Genomic DNA, 18,654 nt, shown 5'->3' with positions numbered 1-18,654 from the left:
TGGGGCTGGATGTCCGCATCCGCGACTCCGGCACAAAACGGGGGCAGCGCAAACTCACCAAACAGGGCGATCCAGAGTTGCGACGGCTGCTCTACCTGGCCGCGATGCAGGCCAAGTCCACACCCGCCTGGAGCGACTACTACCAGCGCTGCCTGGACCGTGGCCTGGCGACGACCCAGGCGCTGAATGCCTTGGCTCGCAAGCTGGCCCGCGTCGCCTTCGCCCTGATGAACAATCAGACCGATTACCAACCTAAGACCCCTTGTGGAGAGACATAGAATCTCCTACGGGGAGCGGTCCGGCGCCCGGGGTCAGACGTCGAGGAGCAGGCGCGCCGGGTCCTCGATGGCGTCCTTGATGGCGACCAGGAACTGCACCGCATCGGCGCCATCGACCAGGCGGTGATCGTAGGATAGAGCTACGTACATCATCGGCCGGATCACCACCTCGCCGTCCACCGCGACCGGGCGCTCCTTGATGGCATGCATGCCGAGGATCGCGCTCTGTGGCGGGTTCAGGATCGGCGTGGAGAACAGCGATCCGAAGACCCCGCCGTTGGTGATCGTGAAGGTGCCCCCGCGCAGCTCGTCGATATCCAGCTTGCCATCACGGGCGCGCTCGGCGAAGTCGCGGATGCGGCGCTCGATATCGGCGATGGAGGCGTTGCCGGTGTCGCGCAGCACCGGCACCACCAGCCCGCGCGGTGACGACACCGCGATCCCGATGTCGCTGTAGTGGTGGTAGACGATCTCCTCGCCGTCCAGAGCGGCATTGATCACCGGGAAGCGCTCCAGCGCCCGCGTGGCCGCGGCCACGAACAGGCCCATGAAGCCGAGCTTGATGGAATGGCGCTTCTCGAAGGTCTCCTTGTAGCGCCCGCGCAGGGCCATCGCCGCGGACATGTCGATCTCGTTGAAGGTGGTCAGCATCGCGGTGGATTGCTTGGCCTCCAGCAGGCGCTCGGCGATGCGCGCGCGCAGCCGTGTCATGGGCACGCGCTCGATGCGCTCGGCACGGTCCGTCGGCTCGGTCGGGCGTTGCGCAGTGCGGGCGGCCGAACCGGAGTCCTCCGCCTGCGCACCCGTACGGGTCCCGGAACCCGCGGCCCGCTGGTCACGAACGCGCTCCACATCCTCGCGCTGGATGCGCCCATCTTCCCCAGTGCCCTCGACCTCCCCGGCACTGAGCCCGGCCTCCTGCAACAAGCGCCGAACGGAGGGAGAGGGCGGCGGCGCACTGCCGGCATCATCCGCGCCCGTACCGGACGCTGCGGACTCGGCAGCGGGCTGCGCGTCGGCGCGCTCCTCCTGTGCGTCGGCAGCCGGGGCGGGCTCGGCAGGCTGCCCCTGAGCCGCGGTCTTCGCCGGCTCCGGTTCGTCACCGGACTCGTCTTCCTCATCCTTTGGCGCGGCCTCGGCCGGCCCCAGATAGCCCAGCACGGCATCGGCCTTGACCACGTCGCCCTCGCTGGCGGACAGCTCCACCAGGGTGCCGGGGCCAGGCGCCGACACCTCGAGGACCACCTTGTCGGTCTCCAGCTCGGCAATGAGTTCATCGCGCTTCACGGGGTCCCCGGCCTTTTTGTGCAGGGCGATTACGGTCGCGTCGGCGACCGATTCGGGGAGTTCCGGGACCTGGATCGGGGTGCGATCGGTTGCCATCTCGCTTCCTTGTGCTGTACGTCAGTTTCGAAGATTCAGGGCGTCGGGTGCGGCGTGTCCCGCGAGCTGATGGGCCCGAACGCACGTTCGAGCAGATCCTTCAGCTGGGCCTTGTGCACCTCGGGGTAGCCGACGGCAGGGGCCGCGGCCGGGGGCCGCGCCACCGCGTGCAGGGTCTGGCCGCGTACCGCCAGCAGCGGGTTGATGCGCGGCGCGACGAACTCCAGATACCCCTGGTTCTCCGGTTCGTCCTGGACCCAGACGAACTCGTCCGCCTCCGGGTAGCGGCCCAGCAGCTCGGTCAGGCGTGCCTCGGGGAAGGGGTAGCACTGTTCCAGGCGCAGGATGGCCGTGTCCGCGTGCTCGCCCTCGGCCTGGCGGGCGGCCAGGTCGTAGAAGATGCGGCCGCTGGTGAGCAGGACGCGCTTCACCCTGTTCGGGTCGTCGATGCCGGCGTCGTCGATGACCGTCTGGTACTGGCCGCTGGCCAGGGCATCGAGGTCGGAGACTGCGTCCTTGTGTCGCAGCAGGCTCTTGGGCGTCATCACGACGAGTGGCTTGCGGTAGGGGCGCAGCATCTGGCGGCGCAGCAGGTGGAACATCTGCGCTGGCGTGGTCGGCACGCAGACCTGCATATTCTCCTGCGCCGCGAGCTGCAGGAAGCGCTCCGGGCGCGCCGAGGAGTGTTCCGGACCCTGCCCCTCGTAGCCGTGCGGCAGCAGCAGGGTCAGACCGGACAGGCGGCCCCATTTCTGCTCCCCGGAGGAGATGAACTGGTCGATTACCACCTGGGCGCCGTTCACGAAGTCGCCGAACTGCGCCTCCCAGATCACCAGGGCCTCCGGGGCGGCGGTGGCGTAACCATATTCGAAGGCCAGCACGCCCTCCTCGGAGAGCAGCGAGTCGATTACCAGGAAGCGCGGATAGTCCGGGTCCAGACGCCGCAGCGGCACGATGGCCTTCCCGGTCTCCTGGTCGTGCAGCACCGCATGGCGGTGGAAGAAGGTGCCCCGGCTGGAGTCCTGTCCGGACAGACGGATGCGGTAGCCATCCTGGATCAGCGCCCCATAGGCCAGGGTCTCGGCCGCGCCCCAGTCGAGCGGCTGTTCGCCCCGCGCCATGGCGACGCGGGCCTCCAGGATCTTCTGCACGCGGTCGTTCGGGCGAAAGCCCTCCGGCGGCGTGGACAGCTGCTCCAGGGTGCGCGCCAGACGCTCGGCGGGCGCACCGGTCTCCACGTCCTGGTCCCAGGTCTGGTTCACGTAGGGGCCCCAGTTGGTCGAAGACCCGGTATGGCCATTGCGCTCGCGCAGCAGCGACAGTGCCACCGGCTGTCCGGCATCCAGCCGGTCGCGGTAGTCCTCCAGGGCCTGATCCTGGGCCTCTTCGGTGGTCAGGCCGTCGCGGATCAGGCGCGTGGCGTAGCGCTCGCGGGTGGTCGGCAGCTCGCGGATGCGGTGGTACATGCGCGGCTGAGTGGCGGCCGGTTCGTCGGCTTCGTTGTGCCCCTGGCGGCGATAGCAAACCAGGTCGATCACCACGTCCTTGCCGAAGCGCATGCGGTAGTCCAGCGCGATCTGGGTGACAAACACCACGGCCTCGGGGTCGTCGCCGTTCACGTGCAGGATGGGTGCATTCACCATCTTGGCCACATCGGTCGCGTAATGGGTCGAACGTGCGTCTTTCAGGGTCGATGTCGTGAACCCAATCTGGTTGTTTACCACCACGTGCACGGTGCCCTTGGTGGAGAACCCCCGGGTCTGGGACATGTTCAGGGTCTCCATGACCACGCCCTGCCCGGCGAACGCGGCATCGCCATGGATCACCACCGGCATCACGCGGTTGCCCTTGCGATCGCCAACGCGGACCTGGCGCGCGCGCACCGAGCCCTCGACTACCGGGGTGACGATCTCCAGATGCGACGGATTGAAGGCGAGCGCCAGGTGAACCGGCCCGCCCGGGGTATCCAGATCCGACGAGAACCCCATGTGGTACTTCACGTCCCCGGTACCGCGATCGTCACGCGGCCGGCCCTCGAATTCGTTGGCCAGTTCCTCCGGCGACTTGCCGAACAGGTTGACCAGCACGTTCAGGCGCCCGCGATGGGCCATGCCGACCACGAGTTCGTGCAGCCCGCGCGCGCCGCCACGCTGGACCAGGGCATTCAGCAGCGGGATCAGGCTCTCCGCGCCCTCCAGCGAGAAACGCTTCTGTCCGACATAGCGCCGGTGCAGGTAGCGCTCCAGGCCCTCGGCCGCGGTGAGACGCTCGAGGATGGCCAGGCGCGTCTCGTCGTCGAAGCCGAACCGGCCATGAGCGGACTCCAGGCGTTCCTGCAGCCAGCGCTTCTCGTCGGTGGCCATCAGGTGCATGTATTCCGCGCCGATACTGGCGCAGTAGGTCTCCTTCAGGACCCGCTCGATGGTATCGAGCGAGACGCGCCCCTCGATAAACAGGGAACCCGGATCGAAGGTGATGTCCGGGCCGACCTGGTCCAGCCCGTGATGCTCGCGGCTCAGCTCGCGCGGCGGCTCGGGGGACTCGCGTTCCAGCGGGTCGAGGCGGGCGCCGAAGTGCCCGAGATAGCGGTAGGCGTTGATGAACTGCAGCACCCGGATCTGCAGTTGTTCGTGCGCCAGGTCCGGGCGGTCGGTCGAACGCCGGCGGCGTTCCGGCCGCGCCACACCTTCCAGCGAGCGAAAATAGTCGGCCCAGGCGGGCGGGACCGAATCGGGGTCCTCGCGGTAGCGCTCCAGCAGACCCTCGGCAAAGGCCAGATTGTCGGGGTGCAGTTCCTGGCCGGAGACGGGGCTGTCCAGCCGGTGCCGGGATGGCATCTCGTTCATTCGCGGTCTTCCCATTCCTGATGCGCCTACCCTTGTGACTCCGTCGGCGTGCGAGGTTCCTTGCAGGCACCCTGGCGCTTCGACGCGGGCTGACTTCGAGAGTAGCGCGTTTGCCCGGCCGAAGGCACACGGCCCGCATGCGGAACGTGCGATTCCGGCCGGGTTTCCCTACCATTCGCGCATGGATGTCTCCCCCCTGCTTGATTCCCTGAACCCGGCCCAGCGCGAGGCCGTGGCCGCCCCGCCGCAGCCGCTGTTGGTGCTGGCCGGCGCCGGCTCCGGCAAGACCCGCGTGCTGGTGCACCGCATCGCCTGGCTGATCGGCGTGGAGGGCGTGGCCCCGCACAGCCTGCTGGCGGTCACCTTCACCAACAAGGCGGCGGCCGAGATGCGCGGGCGCATCGAGGCGCTGCTGGGCCACCCGGCCACCGGGCTGTGGGTCGGCACCTTCCACGGCCTGGCCCACCGCCTGCTGCGCCAGCACTGGCAGGAGGCGAAACTGCCGCAGGGCTTCCAGATCCTCGACTCCGACGATCAGCTGCGCATGGTCAAGCGCGTGCTGCGCGGCCTGGAACTGGACGAGGCGCGCTGGCCGCCGAAGCAGGCGCAGTGGTACATCAACGCGCGCAAGGACGAGGGCTCGCGCCCGGAACACCTGCCGGATACCGGCGACCCCGTCGCGCGCCAGTGGGTGCGCGTCTACACCACCTACCAGCAGGCCTGCGAGCGCGCCGGGGTGGTGGACTTCGCCGAGCTGATGCTGCGCTCGCTGGAGCTGCTGCGCGACAACAAGGCGCTGCTGGAGCACTACCGCACGCGCTTTCGCCATGTGCTGGTCGACGAGTTCCAGGACACCAACGACATCCAGTACGCCTGGCTGCGCCTGCTGGCCGGCGACAGCCCGGTGTTCGCGGTGGGCGACGACGACCAGTCCATCTACGGCTGGCGCGGCGCGAAGATCGAGAACATCCAGCACTTCCAGCAGGACTACCCGGGCACCCAGGTCGTGCGCCTGGAGCAGAACTACCGTTCCAGCGCCAACATCCTGAACGCGGCCAACGCCCTGATCCGGCACAACGCCGGCCGCCTCGGCAAGGAGCTGTGGACCGAGGACAAGGAGGGCGCGCCGGTGCGCCTGTACACCGCGCTGAACGAGCAGGAGGAGGCGCGCTTTATCGCCGAGACCATCGCCCGCTATGTGGACGAGGGCGGGCTATACCGCGAGTGCGCCGTGCTCTACCGCTCCAACGCCCAGTCGCGCGTGCTGGAAGAGACCTTCATCGGCCGGCGCATGCCCTACCGCGTCTACGGCGGCCTGCGCTTCTTCGAGCGCCAGGAGATCCGCGACGCCCTGGCCTACCTGCGCCTGGCCGGCAACGGCGATGACGACGCCGCCTTCCTGCGCGTGGTCAACCAGCCGCCGCGCGGGATCGGCGAAAAGACCCTGGAGGGCCTGCGCCAGGCGGCCCAGGCGGCGGACACCAGCCTGCTTCAGGCGGCGGCCCACGCGGTGGATGCCGACGCCCTGCCCGGGCGCGCGCGCAACGCGGTCGCCGGGTTCGTGCAGCTGGTCCGCGATCTGCAGCAGGAGCTCCCGCGCCAGCCGCTGGCGGACCAGGTGGAGCAGGCGATCGAACGCGCCCAGCTGCGCGAGCACTACAAGAAGGAGAAGGGCGAGCGCGGCGAGGCGCGTCTCGAGAACCTGGACGAACTGGTGGGCGCGGCGCGCGCCTTCGACATGGAATCCACCGCCGAGAGCGAGGAAGGCGAGGGCAATCGCCTGACCGAATTCCTCGCCCACGCGGCGCTGGAGGCCGGCGAGGGCGCGGCCGACCCGCACGAGGACGCGGTGCAGATGATGACCCTGCACTCCGCCAAGGGCCTGGAGTTCCCGCTGGTCTTCCTGACCGGCATGGAGGAGGGCCTGTTCCCCAACGCGCGCTCGCTGGAGGAGCCGGGACGGCTGGAGGAGGAGCGCCGCCTGGCCTACGTCGGCATGACCCGCGCCGAGAAGGAGCTGTACCTGATCCACGCCGAGACCCGTCGGTTGTACGGGCGCGAGTCCTACAACGTCGCCTCGCGCTTCATCAACGAGATCCCGGAGGACGCGCTGGAGGTACTGCGCCCGCAGGCCTCGCCCTACGGCGCCGGACGCTTTGCGGCGGCCCGGCAGAAGACGGCGGGCTTCGGGTCCATGGATGCACAGGCCGCCGAGGCCTCCGCGGCGGGCCTGGCCATCGGCGCCCGTGTGCATCACGCGAAGTTCGGCGAGGGCCTGGTCACCCAGTTCGAGGGCTCCGGCAACTCGGCGCGGGTACAGGTGAACTTCGCCCACGCCGGCTCCAAGTGGCTGGTGCTCAGCTTCGCCAAACTGGAGGTTCTGGGTTAGGCGGAATGCCGCTTATTGCACCACGGAGAACACAGAGGGCACGGAGAAGGGCCAGGGCGATTTACAGGAAGGTGGGGAGACAGGAAGAGAAGGGCTGGATTAACAGGGCTGGCATTGTGAGCGTCGCGCGGCAATCTTTTCGCTAACACTGGCGGGAGTCCCAACCCGATCGCCGCGTCGCTTCGCTCCTCGCGATGACGTACTCAATAGCGACACGATGCGATTCGCCGCGCTCGCCACATCCTGCCCCTCTTCGCAGGGTTTCTGGTGCAAACGCCCTTGATCCCCTTCGTATCTTCGTGGTGACACAAAAAAGCCCCGCCGAGGCGGGGCTTGTGAGCATCAAGCCGAACGGCGATCACTCGATCTTGATGTAGGCGAAGCCTTCCTCGTTCTGCAGTTCGGCCACGCGCACCACGCCCGAGGGGACGAAATTCACGTGGTCGTAGATCAGATCCTCGTCGAGGCCGATCTGCGAGCGGGTGATCTCGCACAGTTCCAGCTTCACGCCATGGGTGCTTGCGAGGCTCATCAGGCGGCCGCGCAGGGTCTCGCGCTCTTCCTTCAGCTCCTCGTCGGCCTCGAACGGCGTATCGGCGAGATTGTCGTCGGTCAGGAAGCGGATGCCGTGGGCCACGAACACGATGCGCACGTCGGCGTCGATGAACTCGTTCTGGTAGTGCGTCATCATGTTATTGATGCTGGTCAGCATCGCGGAGAAGCGGCGCGGGTCGGCGAAGTCGGCGTGATAGACCACCTTGGCCTCCGGCTCGAAGGCCTTGGCATGGGGCATGAAGGCCAGGCTCGCGACCAGCAGGGTGGCCAGCAGGAGGGCCATGCCCGCGGCGGTTGCCGAGGTGGTTTGAAGGGTCCGGGGAAAGCGGTTCATCGTGGTCTCCTTTGTATGGTGTTGTTTCTTTCTAGAGTAGACGCCCCGGAACCCCCCTGTCATTCCCGCCACGCCCCGCTCCCAGTTGACGCGCAGCCGGCCCGGCGGTATGCTCTGCCGCCTTTTCCAGAACCTAGCGATTCAACGCGAGGGAAGTACTTTGGCGAATATTGCTTCTGCCCGTAAGCGGGCCCGTCAGGCGGTCAAGAACCGCGCCCACAACATGGCGCTGCGCTCCCGTTTCCGTACGGCCATGAAGGCCGTGCTGAAGCCGCTGCACAAGGGCGATGCCCAGGCTGCCGCCGAGGCCTACAAGTCGGCCGTGCCGGTGATCGACAAGACCGTGAGCAAGGGCCTGATCCACAAGAACAAGGCGGCCCGTCACAAGAGCCGTCTGAACGCCCGCATCCGCGACCTGGCCCAGGGCTAAGCCCCCGGGCATATGGCCGGCCTCGCGCCGGCCGCGGATAGCTGAATCGCGAAGCCGCGCCCCGCAAACGGGCGCGGCTTTTTGCGTGGGTGGCATTCGGCGCGCCCCTGAACGTATTCGTCGCCGCTATCCCCCGTCATCGCGAGTCGCACAGCGACGTGGCGAGCTCTCGGGGTACCCCGCGACCGCCGCGTTCCTTCCACAATGAGGGTTACCGGGGCTGAAAGACGCGCGCCTCGCCCTCACCGCGCGGGTCGGAGGCGGCCTCCAGACGGTCGGCCTCGGGCTCCCACAGAATGGCGTGCATGTCGCCGAACGGGCGGACCTGAGGCACCAGCTGGTGCCCGCGCGCGACCAGCTGGCCGCGCAACTCGGCATCAAAGGCGCCGGTCTCGTGCTCGACCCGGTCCGGCAGGTACTGGTGGTGATAGCGCGGAGCCGCCACCACATCCTCGATGGACTGTCCCTCGAGCACCCCGAGGATGCCGTGCAGCACCATGGTGATGATACGGCTGCCCCCGGGCGTCCCCAGGATCGCCACCCGCTCGCCGGTGTCGACGAAGGTCGGGCTCATGCTCGACAGCGGCCGGCGCTGCGGGGCGATGGCGTTGGCCTCGAAGCCGACCAGGCCGTAGGCGTTGGGCTCGCCCGGTTTCGCCGAGAAGTCGTCCATCTCGTTGTTCAGGAGCACACCGGTGCCGGGCACCACATAGCCGGCGCCGAAGGGGTAGTTGAGGGTCAGGGTGGCCGCGACGCGGTTGCCCTCGGCATCGATCACGGAGAAATGCGTCGTCTGGCGGCTCTCGGTGGCGGCGGCCTCCGGGTGGTCGGCCTTCGGATCCACCGACAGCGGCAGGTAGCGGCTGGGGGTGGCCGTGTCCGGATGGATGGTGGCGCGCAGCCCGGCGGCGTAGTCGCGCGACAGCAGCCGCTCCAGCGGCATCTCGACGTGATCCGGATCGCCCAGATACTCGGCGCGGTCGCGGTACGCGCGGCGCATGGCCTCGATGGTCAGATGGGCGCGCATGTCCGGCGCCAGTGCCTCGAGGTCATAGAATGAAAGGATGTTCAGGATCTGCCCCAGTGCCACCCCCCCGGAGGATGGCGGGGATGCCGTGGTGATCTCGGCCCCGCGGTAGTCGAGTCGGATCGGGTCGCGCTCGACCACCGCGTAACCGGCGAGGTCGTCCAGCGTCCAGATCCCGCCCGCCTCGCGCACCCCCGCGACCAGCTGCTCGGCCAGTTCGCCGGTATAGAACCCGTCGCGGCCGGCGTCCGCCAGGCGCCGCAGGGTTGCGGCCAGATCCGGCTGGCGCAGGGGCGTCCCTTCGTCCGGCAGCTGGCCGTCGTCCAGGTAGATGCCGCGCGCGTCTGCCCCGTCGCGCAGGGCCTGGTGGCGGAACCCCGCCATCTGCCGATAGCGACCGCTGACGGGGACACCGTCTTCGGCCAGACGGATCGCCGGGGCCAGGCTGTCCGCCAGCGACAGACGCCCGTAGTTCCGCGCGATGTGATCGAGGCCGGCCGGCATGCCGGGGATGCCCGCCGCCAGCACGCCGTCGAGTGACAGTCCATCGACCACCTCGCCTTCCGCATCCAGATACATGTCGCGATGCGCCGCGGCCGGGGCGGTCTCGCGAGCGTCGACCATCACGCTGCGGTTCGAGTCGGCCTCGTACAGCAGGAAGAACCCGCCGCCCCCGAGGCCGGAGCCATAGGGTTCGGCCACGCCCAGCGCGGCGGTGATGGCCACGGCGGCGTCGAAGGCATTGCCGCCGTCGCGCAGCACGGCCTCGCCGGCCTCGCTGGCCGCGGGGTGGGCAGTGGCCACCGCATGCTGCCCGGGTCCGGCCCAGGCCAGCGGGGCGGCCAGTGCCAGGGTGACAAGGACGGCGCCGCGCAGGAGGGGTCGATGCCAGTCCACGAGGTTGCCTACTTCGCGGCCATCAGGGCTTCATACTTGGCCTGGAGCTGTTCGCGGGTCTCCTTGTGATCCGGGTCCAGCGGGATGCAGTCGACCGGGCAGACATCCTGGCACTGCGGCTCGTCGAAGTGCCCGACACATTCCGTGCACAGATTGGGGTCGATCTCGTAGATCTCGTCACCCGGGTAGATGGCCTCGTTCGGGCACTCGGGCTCGCAGACATCGCAGTTGATGCATTCGTCGGTGATCATCAGGGCCATGGGCCAATCCTCGTATCCAGTCGCAGGGCCCGGCCGCTAGCGCTCCAGGCCGTTTTGTTCGGCCAGCATGCGCGCCACGCCGGGGCTCACGAATTTTGAGACGTCGCCACCCAGACGGGCGATTTCCCGTACCAGACTCGAGGAGACGAAGCTGTATTCCTCGGCCGGTGTCAGGAACAGGGTTTCGACCTCCGGCGCCAGCTGGCGGTTCATCGCCGCCAGCTGGAATTCGTGTTCGAAGTCGGACACCGCCCGCAAACCGCGCAGGATCACGTTGGCGCGCTGGGCGTGGACAAAATGCGCCAGCAGTACGTTGAACCCCTGCACCTCGACGCCGGGGATTTCGCCCACGGCCTCGCGGGCCAGGGCCACGCGCGTCTCCAGCGGGAAGGCCGGGCCCTTGTTGGGATTGGCGGCCACCGCGATCACCACGCGATCGAACAGGCGGGCGGCCCGGCGCACGATATCGGTGTGACCATGCGTGATGGGATCGAAGGTGCCGGGGTAGATAGCGGTAACGGACATGGGCGAAAGGCCGGCCGGGAAAGCCCCCATTAGACCCCAAGCACCGCAAGCAGACAAAATGCGCCCGCCGCACCGCAACCAGGGAATGCCCCATGAGTGACGACTACCGCCCTCCGCTTGCCGAATACTGGGATCAGCTCGAGTCCCGCTACGGTGGCGGCTTCAATTTTCACCAGATCTCGCGCGACGAACTGGCGCAACTGGTGGAACACCTGCGCCACGCCGTGAAGGAAGACCCGCAGGTCACGGACGTCGAGAAACAGAACCTGGGCCTGGTCCTCAAGCACGCTGAACAGACGCTCGAGAAGCGCAAGTAGGCGCGCCGCACACGCCCCGGCCGGAGAGGACCGGCGTGCCCCGCGCAAGCGTGCACCTGCCTAATGGCGCTCCGGTAAAGCCGCGGAGTCCATCGTCGCGGCACAAGGCGGCAGGGCGCGGCATTCGGCCCCCGTGTCCGGCGCATCCGCCGCCGCACCGAGGGTGCGAGCGTAGCTGCCCGGCCCCGCCAGACCGGCCGCACAGCTTGCCGCCTCGCGCGCTTGCTCACCGCACTCGCGGGCGATCAGTACATGCGCCAGGTTGTTCCACCCTTCGTGACGCGCCGGATCACGCTCCACGAGGTTCCGCAGGGCGTCCTCGGCCGTGGTCAGGTCGCCCTGGGCAAACGCCACGTTGGCCCGGCCCACATAGGGGATGGCCTCGTCGGGCCAGCGCTCCATCGCCGTTTCATAGCCAGTGGCGGCCGCCGCGAGGCGTCCGGTCTGCTCCAGCTCGTTGACCGCTCGCAGCCAGCGCAGGGGCGTGGCCGTTGCCGGCAGGGTGTCCGGTGCCATCACCAGGAAGGCCCAGCGTTCCCCGCGGGCCCAGGTCCGCTCGAAGCGGGCAAACGAGTTCACATGGCGCTGGATGGGGCCGCTGCGCAGGAAGATCTCGCGATCTTCCAGGTCATAGCCGATCACCACCGCGAAGTGCCATTCCGGGATCAGGGCCACGCCGAGGTTCTGGAACACCACCACCGGGTTGCCGGCGGCCACTTCGCGCAGGACGGTTTCCAGTTGCGGCTCGATGCGGTAGGCGACCTGGTCGCGGGCCCGCACCGCCGCGCGCATCTCGGCCTGGAGACTGCCCTCGCGGCCGGGGAGGTAGACCTCCTCGATCAGGTCGTCCAGCGCGGCGTCGATGCCGCGGGCGTTCAGGGCCGTGGCCAGGGCGGCGGGGCCGCACTGGTATTGCTCCTGCGGGAAGAAGGGCGTGTCCGTCAGTTCCACGCGGGTCGGCAGGTCGGCCGGGCGTTCACTCGCCAGGCTCGCGCTCTGCGGCGCGGTGGCGCAACCGCCCAGGGCGAATGCGCCCATCACCAGGCCGAACACAAGAACGGCGAGCCCGGAGGCTCGCCGTCGGTTCCACGATGCCATGACCGCGTCAGCGGTTGGCGCGCGCCGGACCCACGAACGAGAAGATGTCGGTCACGCCGACCGCATCGAGGATCACGAACACCACGAACACGATGGCGACCACACCAAGGGCGCTGGCGGCGCCGGCCGGGTCGGTCTCCATGTGCGCCTCCAGGCGGGCGAGTTCCTCGTCGGTCAGACGCGCCACGCGCTGCTCGGCCCGTTCGGGGTCGACCCCCATCTCGATCAATTGGGCACGGACCTCGGCGTCATTGAGCTGTTCCAGCAACTGGGCGCGGGTGTCATCCGCGCTGGCCTGCTGGATCATGCTGCCGGTGTCGAGCATGCCCACGCCGGCGAAGGCCGGGGTGGCGGGCAGCAGGGTCAGCGTCAGCGCGACCAGGAAGGCCGCAGGGGCGGACAGGACTTGGCGAAACGAAGGGACGCGCATGGACAGACTCCTCGAATGGGGACGGGGTGCATAACGCTTACGAGTGTAGCGCGCCCACGGCGCAAGGGAACCGGCCGCGAAGAAAAATCGCGGCCGGAATCACAGGCCTCAGCTTTCGTCGGGGGCGTCAACCACGTTGATCTCGTACTCCAGGACCTCGACCCCGCGCGCCCAGGCCCCACCGCACACCGAGTTGTCACGCGTGCGTTCTTGGGTCTCGCCCGGACCGAGGGTGCGCCACAGGCGGGTGGTCGTGCGGACATCGTCCTCCAACTCGCCGGGGCAGTTGTAGGCGGTCTTGGTGACGCGCACCTCCAGCCAGTCGTCGGTGTTGTTGGTCGCCCGCCATTGGCCGCGCACGTTGGCACAGCCGTATTCGCGCATGCGGTACTCGAAGGTGACCTCGTCCGGCGAGCCATCGGCCGGCGCGAAATAGGCGCCCTGCGCGGCGACCTGGCCTGGCGCCAGGAATGCGGCGGCCAGGACGCTAGCGGCCGACAGGGCAAACGTGCGGTTCAGGATTCGCGTGTACATCGTTTCCTCCATCCGGTATCCGGTGTTGGCGCCCGTCTTGCGCGGGCTTGCAGTGCTGTAGACTCCGGAACCGCCCGTTTTGTGCCGATCCCGGTTGTCCGGCGGGGTTTTTCGCCTGCCCGCCTGGATCTTGCATCCCATCCTCGCAAACCGACCTGAAACGCATATGAACGAGATCATCCCCGACTCGACCCTGACCTGCCCGGAGTGCGGCCATCAGAAGACCGAGACGATGCCCACCGATGCCTGCCAGTGGTTCTATGAGTGCACCGGCTGCGGTGCCCTGCTGAGGCCGTTGCCGGGGGATTGCTGCGTCTTCTGTTCCTACGGGTCCGTGCCCTGTCCGCCGATCCAGCAGGAGGGCCCCGGTGCTTGCTGTACCCCCGGGAGGCCTTCGGGTCCGTAGTCCGCGTATCTACTCGGTCTTCACGTCGAATGGCGGGCAGCGTTTTGGCAACAGCTCGCCGCGGATGCGCGGGTAGCAGGGCAGGCCCCGTTCGAATGGCGGGGCATCCTCGCCCTGTATCAGCGGGCGCAGGTAGTCGCGCGCGGCCTGGGTGATGCCGTAGCCATCCGGGGTGATGTAGTTGCGCGGCATGCCCTGCTCGATGTCCGCGACGGTCTCCAGCGGGGTAAAGCCGATGCTCCAGCGGTACGGCTGGTTGGAGTCCCGGCGAATGATCGGCATGAAGGCGTCCTCGCTGGCCACCACCCCCTCCACCGCCGCGCGCCCGCAGGCATAGGCCTGCTCCACGTCCACCTTCGATGCGATATGGCGCGAGGCGCGCTGGATATAGTCCACCACGGCCCAGTGCAGCTTGTGGCCGGTCTTCTCGCGGATCAGTTCGGCCAGGCGCGGGGCGGCACCGCCGAGTTGGGTATAGGCGTACACGTCGTGACTCTGCGCGACCGAGAACAACTCCCCGTCCGGGTTCTTGATGCCCTCGGAGACGACCACCACGCAGTAGCCGTGGCGCTCGATGGTCCGGTTAAGGTGCTCCAGAAAGTCGTCCTGGTCGAACGGGACCTCGGCGAACAGGATCAGCATTGGCGGCTGACCGTCGAACTCCTGCGCCAGCGCCGCGGCGGCCGCCAGCCAGCCGGCATGCCGACCCATCACCTCCATCACGAACACCTTGGTGGAACTGGTGTGCATGGACTCGACGTCCAGGCTGGCCTCGCGCACTGCCGTGGCGATGAACTTGGCGGCCGAGCCGAACCCCGGGCTGGAGTCGGTCACGGCCAGGTCGTTGTCGATCGTCTTGGGCACGCCGATCGCCTTGATCGGAAAGCCCATGCGCTCGCCCATCTTTGCGATCTTCAAGGCGGTATCCATGGAGCCGCCACCGCCGTTGTAGAAGAAGGTGCCGATGTCATGGGCGCGGAAGACCTCGACCAGGCGCTCGTATTGTTGCGGGTCCTTGTCGGGGTCACCCAGATCGAAGCGGCAGGAACCGAACGCACCGCCCGGCGTATGGCGCAGGGCGGCGAGGGTCAGCGGGTCCTCCTGGTCGAGGTCGATGATCTCTTCGCGCAGCACACCCAGGATGCCGTCGCGCGCCGCATAGATCTTGCCGAAATGGGCCGGGTGGGCGCGCACCGCCTCGATCACCCCCCAGGCGCTGGCGTTGATGACGGCAGTGACTCCGCCCGACTGGGCGTACAGCGCGTTCTGCGGCATGCGAATCCTCCATTTCCTGTTGGTTCCCGAAGGCCGAGCAAACACAGTGCCAGGCCGATCACGCCACGATCAGTACCGTGGATCGGCCACTCCGGGTGCTTTTGCTACACTATGCCGCCTTTGACACCCGGCGCGCCGGGGCCGTTCGCCCCGCGACGGGGCTGCTGTGCCCCATTTCGCGCCGTGTCGCCCGATTCACAACAGCATCAGGATTGCATCATGCATATCGGTACCACTCTGACCAACTGCATTATCGAAACCCAGCGCGGCATCCAGGGCGCGACCGGCGAATTCACCGGTCTGCTGAACGACATCTCCGTGGCGTGCAAGAAGATCTCCGACCTCGTCGACAAGGGTGATCTGGTCGGCGTGCTCGGCTCCGCCGGCTCCGAGAACGTGCAGGGCGAGACGCAGAAGAAGCTCGACATCATCACCAACGAGGTGTTCATCGAGAGCCTGAGCCACAACGGCCACGCCGCCGGCCTGGCCTCCGAGGAGATGGACGAGATCTGCGAGATGCCGGCCAACGAGCCGCGCGGCCACTACCTGGTGCTGTTCGATCCGCTGGACGGTTCCTCGAACATCGATGTGAACGTTTCGGTCGGCACGATCTTCTCCATCCTGAAGGCCCCGGAAGGCGTCACCGATCCCAAGACCGAGGACTTCCTGCAGCCGGGCACCAAGCAGGTCGCCGCCGGCTACTGCCTGTACGGCCCGTCCACCATGATGGTGATGACCACCGGCCAGGGCGTGAAGATGTTCACCCTGGACAAGGACTTCGGCGAATTCCTGCTGACCAAGGACAGCGTGCAGATCCCGGAAGACACCCAGGAGTTCGCGATCAACATGTCCAACAGCCGCTTCTGGGAGGCCCCGGTCAAGCGCTACATCGACGAATGTCTGGCCGGCAAGGAAGGCGAGCGCGGCAAGGACTTCAACATGCGCTGGGTCGCCTCCATGGTGGCCGAAGTGCACCGCATCCTGTCGCGTGGTGGTGTGTTCCTGTACCCGATGGACACGAAGATGCAGGCCAAGGGCACGGCCGGCAAGCTGCGCCTGATGTACGAGGCCAACCCGATGAGCTTCATCATCGAGCAGGCCGGCGGCGCCGCCACCACCGGCCGCGAGCGCATCATGGACATCAGCCCCGAGGGCATCCACCAGCGCGTACCGGTGGTCCTGGGCGCGAAGAACGAAGTGGAGCGCATCACCGGCTACCACAACGAGGGCTGATCGCCACGCCCCGGCAGCGCAAGCCCGGCCCCGCAAGGCGCCGGGCTTTTTTGTGCCTGTCCGACGAAATTTGTAACGATCATTACATTGTTGATATACATGTAACATGGCTTCTCCGGATACCGACTGGCAACTACTCATCCTCGCCTTTCAGAGCGGGCAGGACTCGACCCGGGTCCGGCTCTGGCGCGCGCTGAAGGCGCTGGGCTCCGCCACGCTGCGCGACGGCGTCTACCTGCTGCCCAATCGCCCGGATCTGCGCGACGCTCTGCTGGAACTGGCGGAATCCGCACGGGCGGCGGGCAACCAGGCCTACCACCTGCCGGTGGCGGCCAGCGCCGAGGAGCAGGCGCACTACCGCAGCCTGTTCGATCGCGAGGCCGAGTACCGTACGCTGCAGACCAACGCCGAGACCCTGCTGGGCCAGCTGCCCGGACTGGGCGAGGCCGAACTGCTCAAGCGCCTGCGCCAGGTCCATCGCGAGGCGGAGCAGCTGCGCCGCACCGATTACTTCCCGGGCCCCGGACGCGGCCCGCTGGAGGCCCAGCTGGCCCGGCTCGAAGCCGCAGCCCAGTCGATGCTCTCGCCGGACGAACCATCGCCCGCGCCGGATTCCGGAATCCCCCGCCTGGACCCGGCGGACTACCGGGGCCGGCTATGGGCCACGCGCGCGGCCATGTGGGTGGACCGGGTCGCCAGTGCCTGGCTGATCCGCGAATTCATCGACCCGGAAGCCCACTTCGTCTGGATTCCCACCCCGGCCGACTGCCCGCCCGAGGCCCTGGGCTTCGACTTCGACGGGGCCGCCTTCACCCACGTTGGCGACCGCGTCACCTTCGAGGTCCTGCTGGCCGCCTTCGGTCTGGAGCGCCACAGCGGTCTGGCCGGACTGGCCGAGATGGTGCACTTCCTGGACGTGGGGGGGCGCCCCATCCCCGAGGCGGCGGGCTTCGAAAGCATCCTGACCGGGGCCAAACAGCAGTGCGCGGACGACGACGCCCTGCTGGCCCGCGTGACCCCGGTGCTGCACGACCTCCGCCAGGCCTATGAACAACAATCCGGACACAACACCGAATGACCGATCCCCGACACTCCGCGACCCAACGACCCGACCCTCCCACCCGGACCGAGGCCTTTCGCTACTGGCTTAAACTCGGCTTCATCAGCTTTGGCGGTGCCGCCGGGCAGATCGGGATGATGCACGAGGAGCTGGTGGAGCGGCGCCGCTGGGTCTCCGAGAACCGCTTCCTGCATGCGCTGAACTACACGATGGTGCTGCCGGGTCCCGAGGCGCAGCAGCTGGCGACCTATCTCGGCTGGCTGCTGCACGGGACCTTCGGCGGTCTGATGGCCGGGCTGCTGTTCATCCTGCCTTCGCTGTTCCTGATGATCGGTTTGTCCTGGGTGTACCTGGCCTTTGGCGATGTACCGGCGGTGGAGGCCGTGTTCTATGGCATCAAGCCGGCGGTGGTCGCGATCATCGTCTACGCGGGCTGGCGCATCGGCGGACGGGTACTCAACAATGGCCTGCTGTGGCTGATGGCCATTGCGGCCTTCCTGGCGATATTCGCGCTCAACATCCCGTTCCCGTACATCATCATCACGGCGGGTATCCTCGGCTGGCTGGGCAGCCGCGTCTGGCCAGAGCGCTTCCAGAGCGGCGAATCGCACGGGGCCGGCAGTGTCGAGTCCCGTGGCCCGGCGGTGGTGGACGACGACACGCCACCCGCCCCCTGGATGCAGTTTCGCTGGTCGCGGGTGGTCCGCTTTCTGGTGGTGGGCCTGGGCCTGTGGGCTGCCGTGTTCGGCGCCCTGCTCGCGGTGTTCGGCTGGGACGCCACGCTGACCCGCATGGGGCAGTTCTTCACTCAGACTGCGCTGGTCACCTTCGGCGGGGCGTATGCAGTACTGCCTTACGTATACCAGGGCGGGGTGGAGACCTATGGCTGGCTGAGTCCGACGCAGATGATCGACGGCCTGGCCCTGGGCGAATCCACGCCCGGCCCGCTGATCATGGTGGTGACCTTCGTCGGCTTCATCGGTGGCTGGACGCAGGCCTTTCTCGGGCCGGATCAGATCGTGCTGGCCGCCCTGCTGGGTGCGCTGGTCGCGACGTTCTTTACCTTCCTGCCGTCGTTCCTGTTCATCCTGGTCGGGGCACCGCTGGTCGAGCGCACCCGCGGGGACCTGCACTTTACCGGCCCGCTGACGGGCATCACCGCCGCTGTGGTCGGGGTGATCGTGAACCTTGCCGTCTTCTTTACCTGGCACGTCCTGTGGCCGGACGGGTTCGAAGGGGCCTTCGAATGGTTCTCCGCCCTGCTGGGCATCGCCGCCTTAATCGCCCTGGCCCGCTTCCGGGTCGGGATTATCCCGCTGATCGCTGTCTGTGCCGCTCTGGGCGCCGGGTATCAGCTTCTGCTCTAGGAGTACGTGA

General features: G+C 67.8%; 18 protein-coding genes. 8 read left to right on the top strand and 10 right to left on the bottom strand.

Features of this window, described 5'->3' with window-relative positions; genetic code table 11:
• Nucleotides 1-278 (top strand): transposase (locus C996_RS0113360; RefSeq protein ID WP_018867435.1); only part of this gene is annotated, 278 nt, incomplete at its 5' end.
• A 33-nt stretch (nucleotides 279-311) separates the two neighbouring features.
• On the opposite strand, the gene odhB is transcribed toward C996_RS0113360, so the two are convergent.
• Together odhB and C996_RS0113350 are read right to left on the bottom strand one after the other, a co-directional pair.
• A complete protein-coding gene (gene odhB, locus C996_RS0113355) occupies nucleotides 312-1,661 on the bottom strand; it encodes a 2-oxoglutarate dehydrogenase complex dihydrolipoyllysine-residue succinyltransferase (protein WP_018867932.1) in 1,350 nt (449 codons plus the stop codon).
• A 35-nt stretch (nucleotides 1,662-1,696) separates the two neighbouring features.
• On the bottom strand, nucleotides 1,697-4,507 hold the full coding sequence (locus C996_RS0113350; protein WP_018867931.1) for a 2-oxoglutarate dehydrogenase E1 component: 2,811 nt from the start codon (nucleotides 4,505-4,507) through the stop codon (nucleotides 1,697-1,699).
• A 181-nt stretch (nucleotides 4,508-4,688) separates the two neighbouring features.
• Here C996_RS0113350 and uvrD point away from each other — a divergent pair, with 181 nt between their 5' ends.
• Nucleotides 4,689-6,896: a DNA helicase II gene (gene uvrD / locus C996_RS0113345; RefSeq protein ID WP_018867930.1), complete on the top strand. Its 2,208-nt coding sequence runs from the start codon at nucleotides 4,689-4,691 to the stop codon at nucleotides 6,894-6,896.
• A 358-nt stretch (nucleotides 6,897-7,254) separates the two neighbouring features.
• Here uvrD and C996_RS0113340 read toward each other — a convergent pair whose 3' ends face one another.
• Nucleotides 7,255-7,785, bottom strand: a complete 531-nt coding sequence (locus C996_RS0113340; RefSeq protein WP_018867929.1) for a DsrE family protein — start codon at nucleotides 7,783-7,785, stop codon at nucleotides 7,255-7,257.
• Nucleotides 7,786-7,945: 160 nt separating this feature from the next.
• Between C996_RS0113340 and rpsT the strand changes: the two genes are divergently transcribed.
• Nucleotides 7,946-8,215: a 30S ribosomal protein S20 gene (gene rpsT, locus C996_RS0113335; RefSeq protein WP_018880926.1), complete on the top strand. Its 270-nt coding sequence runs from the start codon at nucleotides 7,946-7,948 to the stop codon at nucleotides 8,213-8,215.
• Between the two features lie 211 nt (nucleotides 8,216-8,426).
• Here the strand turns inward: rpsT and ggt are convergent, their stop codons facing one another.
• From ggt to coaD, 3 genes are read right to left on the bottom strand one after another with little or no spacing between them, the layout of a single operon-like run.
• Nucleotides 8,427-10,139 (bottom strand): gamma-glutamyltransferase, encoded by a 1,713-nt coding sequence (gene ggt, locus C996_RS0113330; RefSeq protein ID WP_018867927.1) that lies wholly within the window; start codon nucleotides 10,137-10,139, stop codon nucleotides 8,427-8,429.
• An 8-nt stretch (nucleotides 10,140-10,147) separates the two neighbouring features.
• Nucleotides 10,148-10,399 (bottom strand): YfhL family 4Fe-4S dicluster ferredoxin, encoded by a 252-nt coding sequence (locus tag C996_RS0113325; protein ID WP_017942992.1) that lies wholly within the window; start codon nucleotides 10,397-10,399, stop codon nucleotides 10,148-10,150.
• A 36-nt stretch (nucleotides 10,400-10,435) separates the two neighbouring features.
• Complete coding sequence (gene coaD / locus C996_RS0113320; protein ID WP_018867926.1) at nucleotides 10,436-10,924, bottom strand: pantetheine-phosphate adenylyltransferase; 489 nt, start codon at nucleotides 10,922-10,924, stop codon at nucleotides 10,436-10,438.
• Nucleotides 10,925-11,016: 92 nt separating this feature from the next.
• On the opposite strand from coaD, the gene C996_RS0113315 reads away from it, so the two are divergent.
• Nucleotides 11,017-11,241, top strand: coding sequence for a hypothetical protein (locus C996_RS0113315; RefSeq protein WP_018867925.1), 225 nt, complete (start codon nucleotides 11,017-11,019; stop codon nucleotides 11,239-11,241).
• 60 nt (nucleotides 11,242-11,301) lie between these two features.
• Here C996_RS0113315 and C996_RS0113310 read toward each other — a convergent pair whose 3' ends face one another.
• The 3 genes from C996_RS0113310 to C996_RS0113300 form a co-directional block, all read right to left on the bottom strand.
• Nucleotides 11,302-12,279, bottom strand: a complete 978-nt coding sequence (locus C996_RS0113310) for a PA2778 family cysteine peptidase (RefSeq protein ID WP_051075169.1) — start codon at nucleotides 12,277-12,279, stop codon at nucleotides 11,302-11,304.
• 67 nt (nucleotides 12,280-12,346) lie between these two features.
• Nucleotides 12,347-12,769 carry a PA2779 family protein gene (locus C996_RS0113305; protein ID WP_018867923.1) on the bottom strand — a complete coding sequence of 141 codons (423 nt, stop codon included), beginning with the start codon at nucleotides 12,767-12,769 and terminating at the stop codon, nucleotides 12,347-12,349.
• 108 nt (nucleotides 12,770-12,877) lie between these two features.
• Complete coding sequence (locus C996_RS0113300) at nucleotides 12,878-13,315, bottom strand: hypothetical protein (RefSeq protein ID WP_018867922.1); 438 nt, start codon at nucleotides 13,313-13,315, stop codon at nucleotides 12,878-12,880.
• A gap of 154 nt (nucleotides 13,316-13,469) precedes the next feature.
• On the opposite strand from C996_RS0113300, the gene C996_RS0113295 reads away from it, so the two are divergent.
• Entirely contained in the window at nucleotides 13,470-13,709 is a 240-nt protein-coding gene (locus tag C996_RS0113295; protein WP_018867921.1) for a GDCCVxC domain-containing (seleno)protein, read from the top strand.
• Nucleotides 13,710-13,718: 9 nt separating this feature from the next.
• On the opposite strand, the gene C996_RS0113290 is transcribed toward C996_RS0113295, so the two are convergent.
• Nucleotides 13,719-14,984 carry a 6-phosphofructokinase gene (locus C996_RS0113290; RefSeq protein ID WP_018867920.1) on the bottom strand — a complete coding sequence of 422 codons (1,266 nt, stop codon included), beginning with the start codon at nucleotides 14,982-14,984 and terminating at the stop codon, nucleotides 13,719-13,721.
• A gap of 219 nt (nucleotides 14,985-15,203) precedes the next feature.
• Between C996_RS0113290 and C996_RS0113285 the strand changes: the two genes are divergently transcribed.
• The 3 genes from C996_RS0113285 (at nucleotide 15,204) to chrA (ending at nucleotide 18,644) form a co-directional block, all read left to right on the top strand.
• Nucleotides 15,204-16,217, top strand: coding sequence for a class 1 fructose-bisphosphatase (locus C996_RS0113285; protein ID WP_018867919.1), 1,014 nt, complete (start codon nucleotides 15,204-15,206; stop codon nucleotides 16,215-16,217).
• Nucleotides 16,218-16,323: 106 nt separating this feature from the next.
• Nucleotides 16,324-17,295 (top strand): chromate resistance protein ChrB domain-containing protein, encoded by a 972-nt coding sequence (locus C996_RS0113280; RefSeq protein ID WP_018867918.1) that lies wholly within the window; start codon nucleotides 16,324-16,326, stop codon nucleotides 17,293-17,295.
• A complete protein-coding gene (gene chrA, locus C996_RS0113275; protein ID WP_018867917.1) occupies nucleotides 17,292-18,644 on the top strand; it encodes a chromate efflux transporter in 1,353 nt (450 codons plus the stop codon). Before C996_RS0113280 ends, chrA begins: the two co-directional genes overlap by 4 nt.
• Nucleotides 18,645-18,654 lie beyond the last annotated feature (10 nt).

The organism is Thioalkalivibrio sp. ALE25 (assembly GCF_000377285.1).
Taxonomy (GTDB): domain Bacteria; phylum Pseudomonadota; class Gammaproteobacteria; order Ectothiorhodospirales; family Ectothiorhodospiraceae; genus Thioalkalivibrio.
Note: the sequence above shows the minus strand (reverse complement) of the source record. Positions and strands in the feature narration are given on the sequence as shown.

Excerpts from the sequence above, each read along its gene's own strand:
- odhB (WP_018867932.1), bottom strand. The coding sequence starts at position 1,661 with ATGGCAACCGATCGCACCCCGATCCAGGTCCCGGAACTCCCCGAATCG.
- C996_RS0113350 (WP_018867931.1), bottom strand. The coding sequence starts at position 4,507 with ATGAACGAGATGCCATCCCGGCACCGGCTGGACAGCCCCGTCTCCGGC.
- uvrD (WP_018867930.1), top strand. The coding sequence starts at position 4,689 with ATGGATGTCTCCCCCCTGCTTGATTCCCTGAACCCGGCCCAGCGCGAG.
- C996_RS0113340 (WP_018867929.1), bottom strand. The coding sequence starts at position 7,785 with ATGAACCGCTTTCCCCGGACCCTTCAAACCACCTCGGCAACCGCCGCG.
- C996_RS0113325 (WP_017942992.1), bottom strand. The coding sequence starts at position 10,399 with ATGGCCCTGATGATCACCGACGAATGCATCAACTGCGATGTCTGCGAG.
- coaD (WP_018867926.1), bottom strand. The coding sequence starts at position 10,924 with ATGTCCGTTACCGCTATCTACCCCGGCACCTTCGATCCCATCACGCAT.
- C996_RS0113315 (WP_018867925.1), top strand. The coding sequence starts at position 11,017 with ATGAGTGACGACTACCGCCCTCCGCTTGCCGAATACTGGGATCAGCTC.
- C996_RS0113310 (WP_051075169.1), bottom strand. The coding sequence starts at position 12,279 with ATGGGCGCATTCGCCCTGGGCGGTTGCGCCACCGCGCCGCAGAGCGCG.
- C996_RS0113305 (WP_018867923.1), bottom strand. The coding sequence starts at position 12,769 with ATGCGCGTCCCTTCGTTTCGCCAAGTCCTGTCCGCCCCTGCGGCCTTC.
- C996_RS0113300 (WP_018867922.1), bottom strand. The coding sequence starts at position 13,315 with ATGGAGGAAACGATGTACACGCGAATCCTGAACCGCACGTTTGCCCTG.
- C996_RS0113295 (WP_018867921.1), top strand. The coding sequence starts at position 13,470 with ATGAACGAGATCATCCCCGACTCGACCCTGACCTGCCCGGAGTGCGGC.
- C996_RS0113290 (WP_018867920.1), bottom strand. The coding sequence starts at position 14,984 with ATGCCGCAGAACGCGCTGTACGCCCAGTCGGGCGGAGTCACTGCCGTC.
- C996_RS0113285 (WP_018867919.1), top strand. The coding sequence starts at position 15,204 with ATGCATATCGGTACCACTCTGACCAACTGCATTATCGAAACCCAGCGC.
- C996_RS0113280 (WP_018867918.1), top strand. The coding sequence starts at position 16,324 with ATGGCTTCTCCGGATACCGACTGGCAACTACTCATCCTCGCCTTTCAG.
- chrA (WP_018867917.1), top strand. The coding sequence starts at position 17,292 with ATGACCGATCCCCGACACTCCGCGACCCAACGACCCGACCCTCCCACC.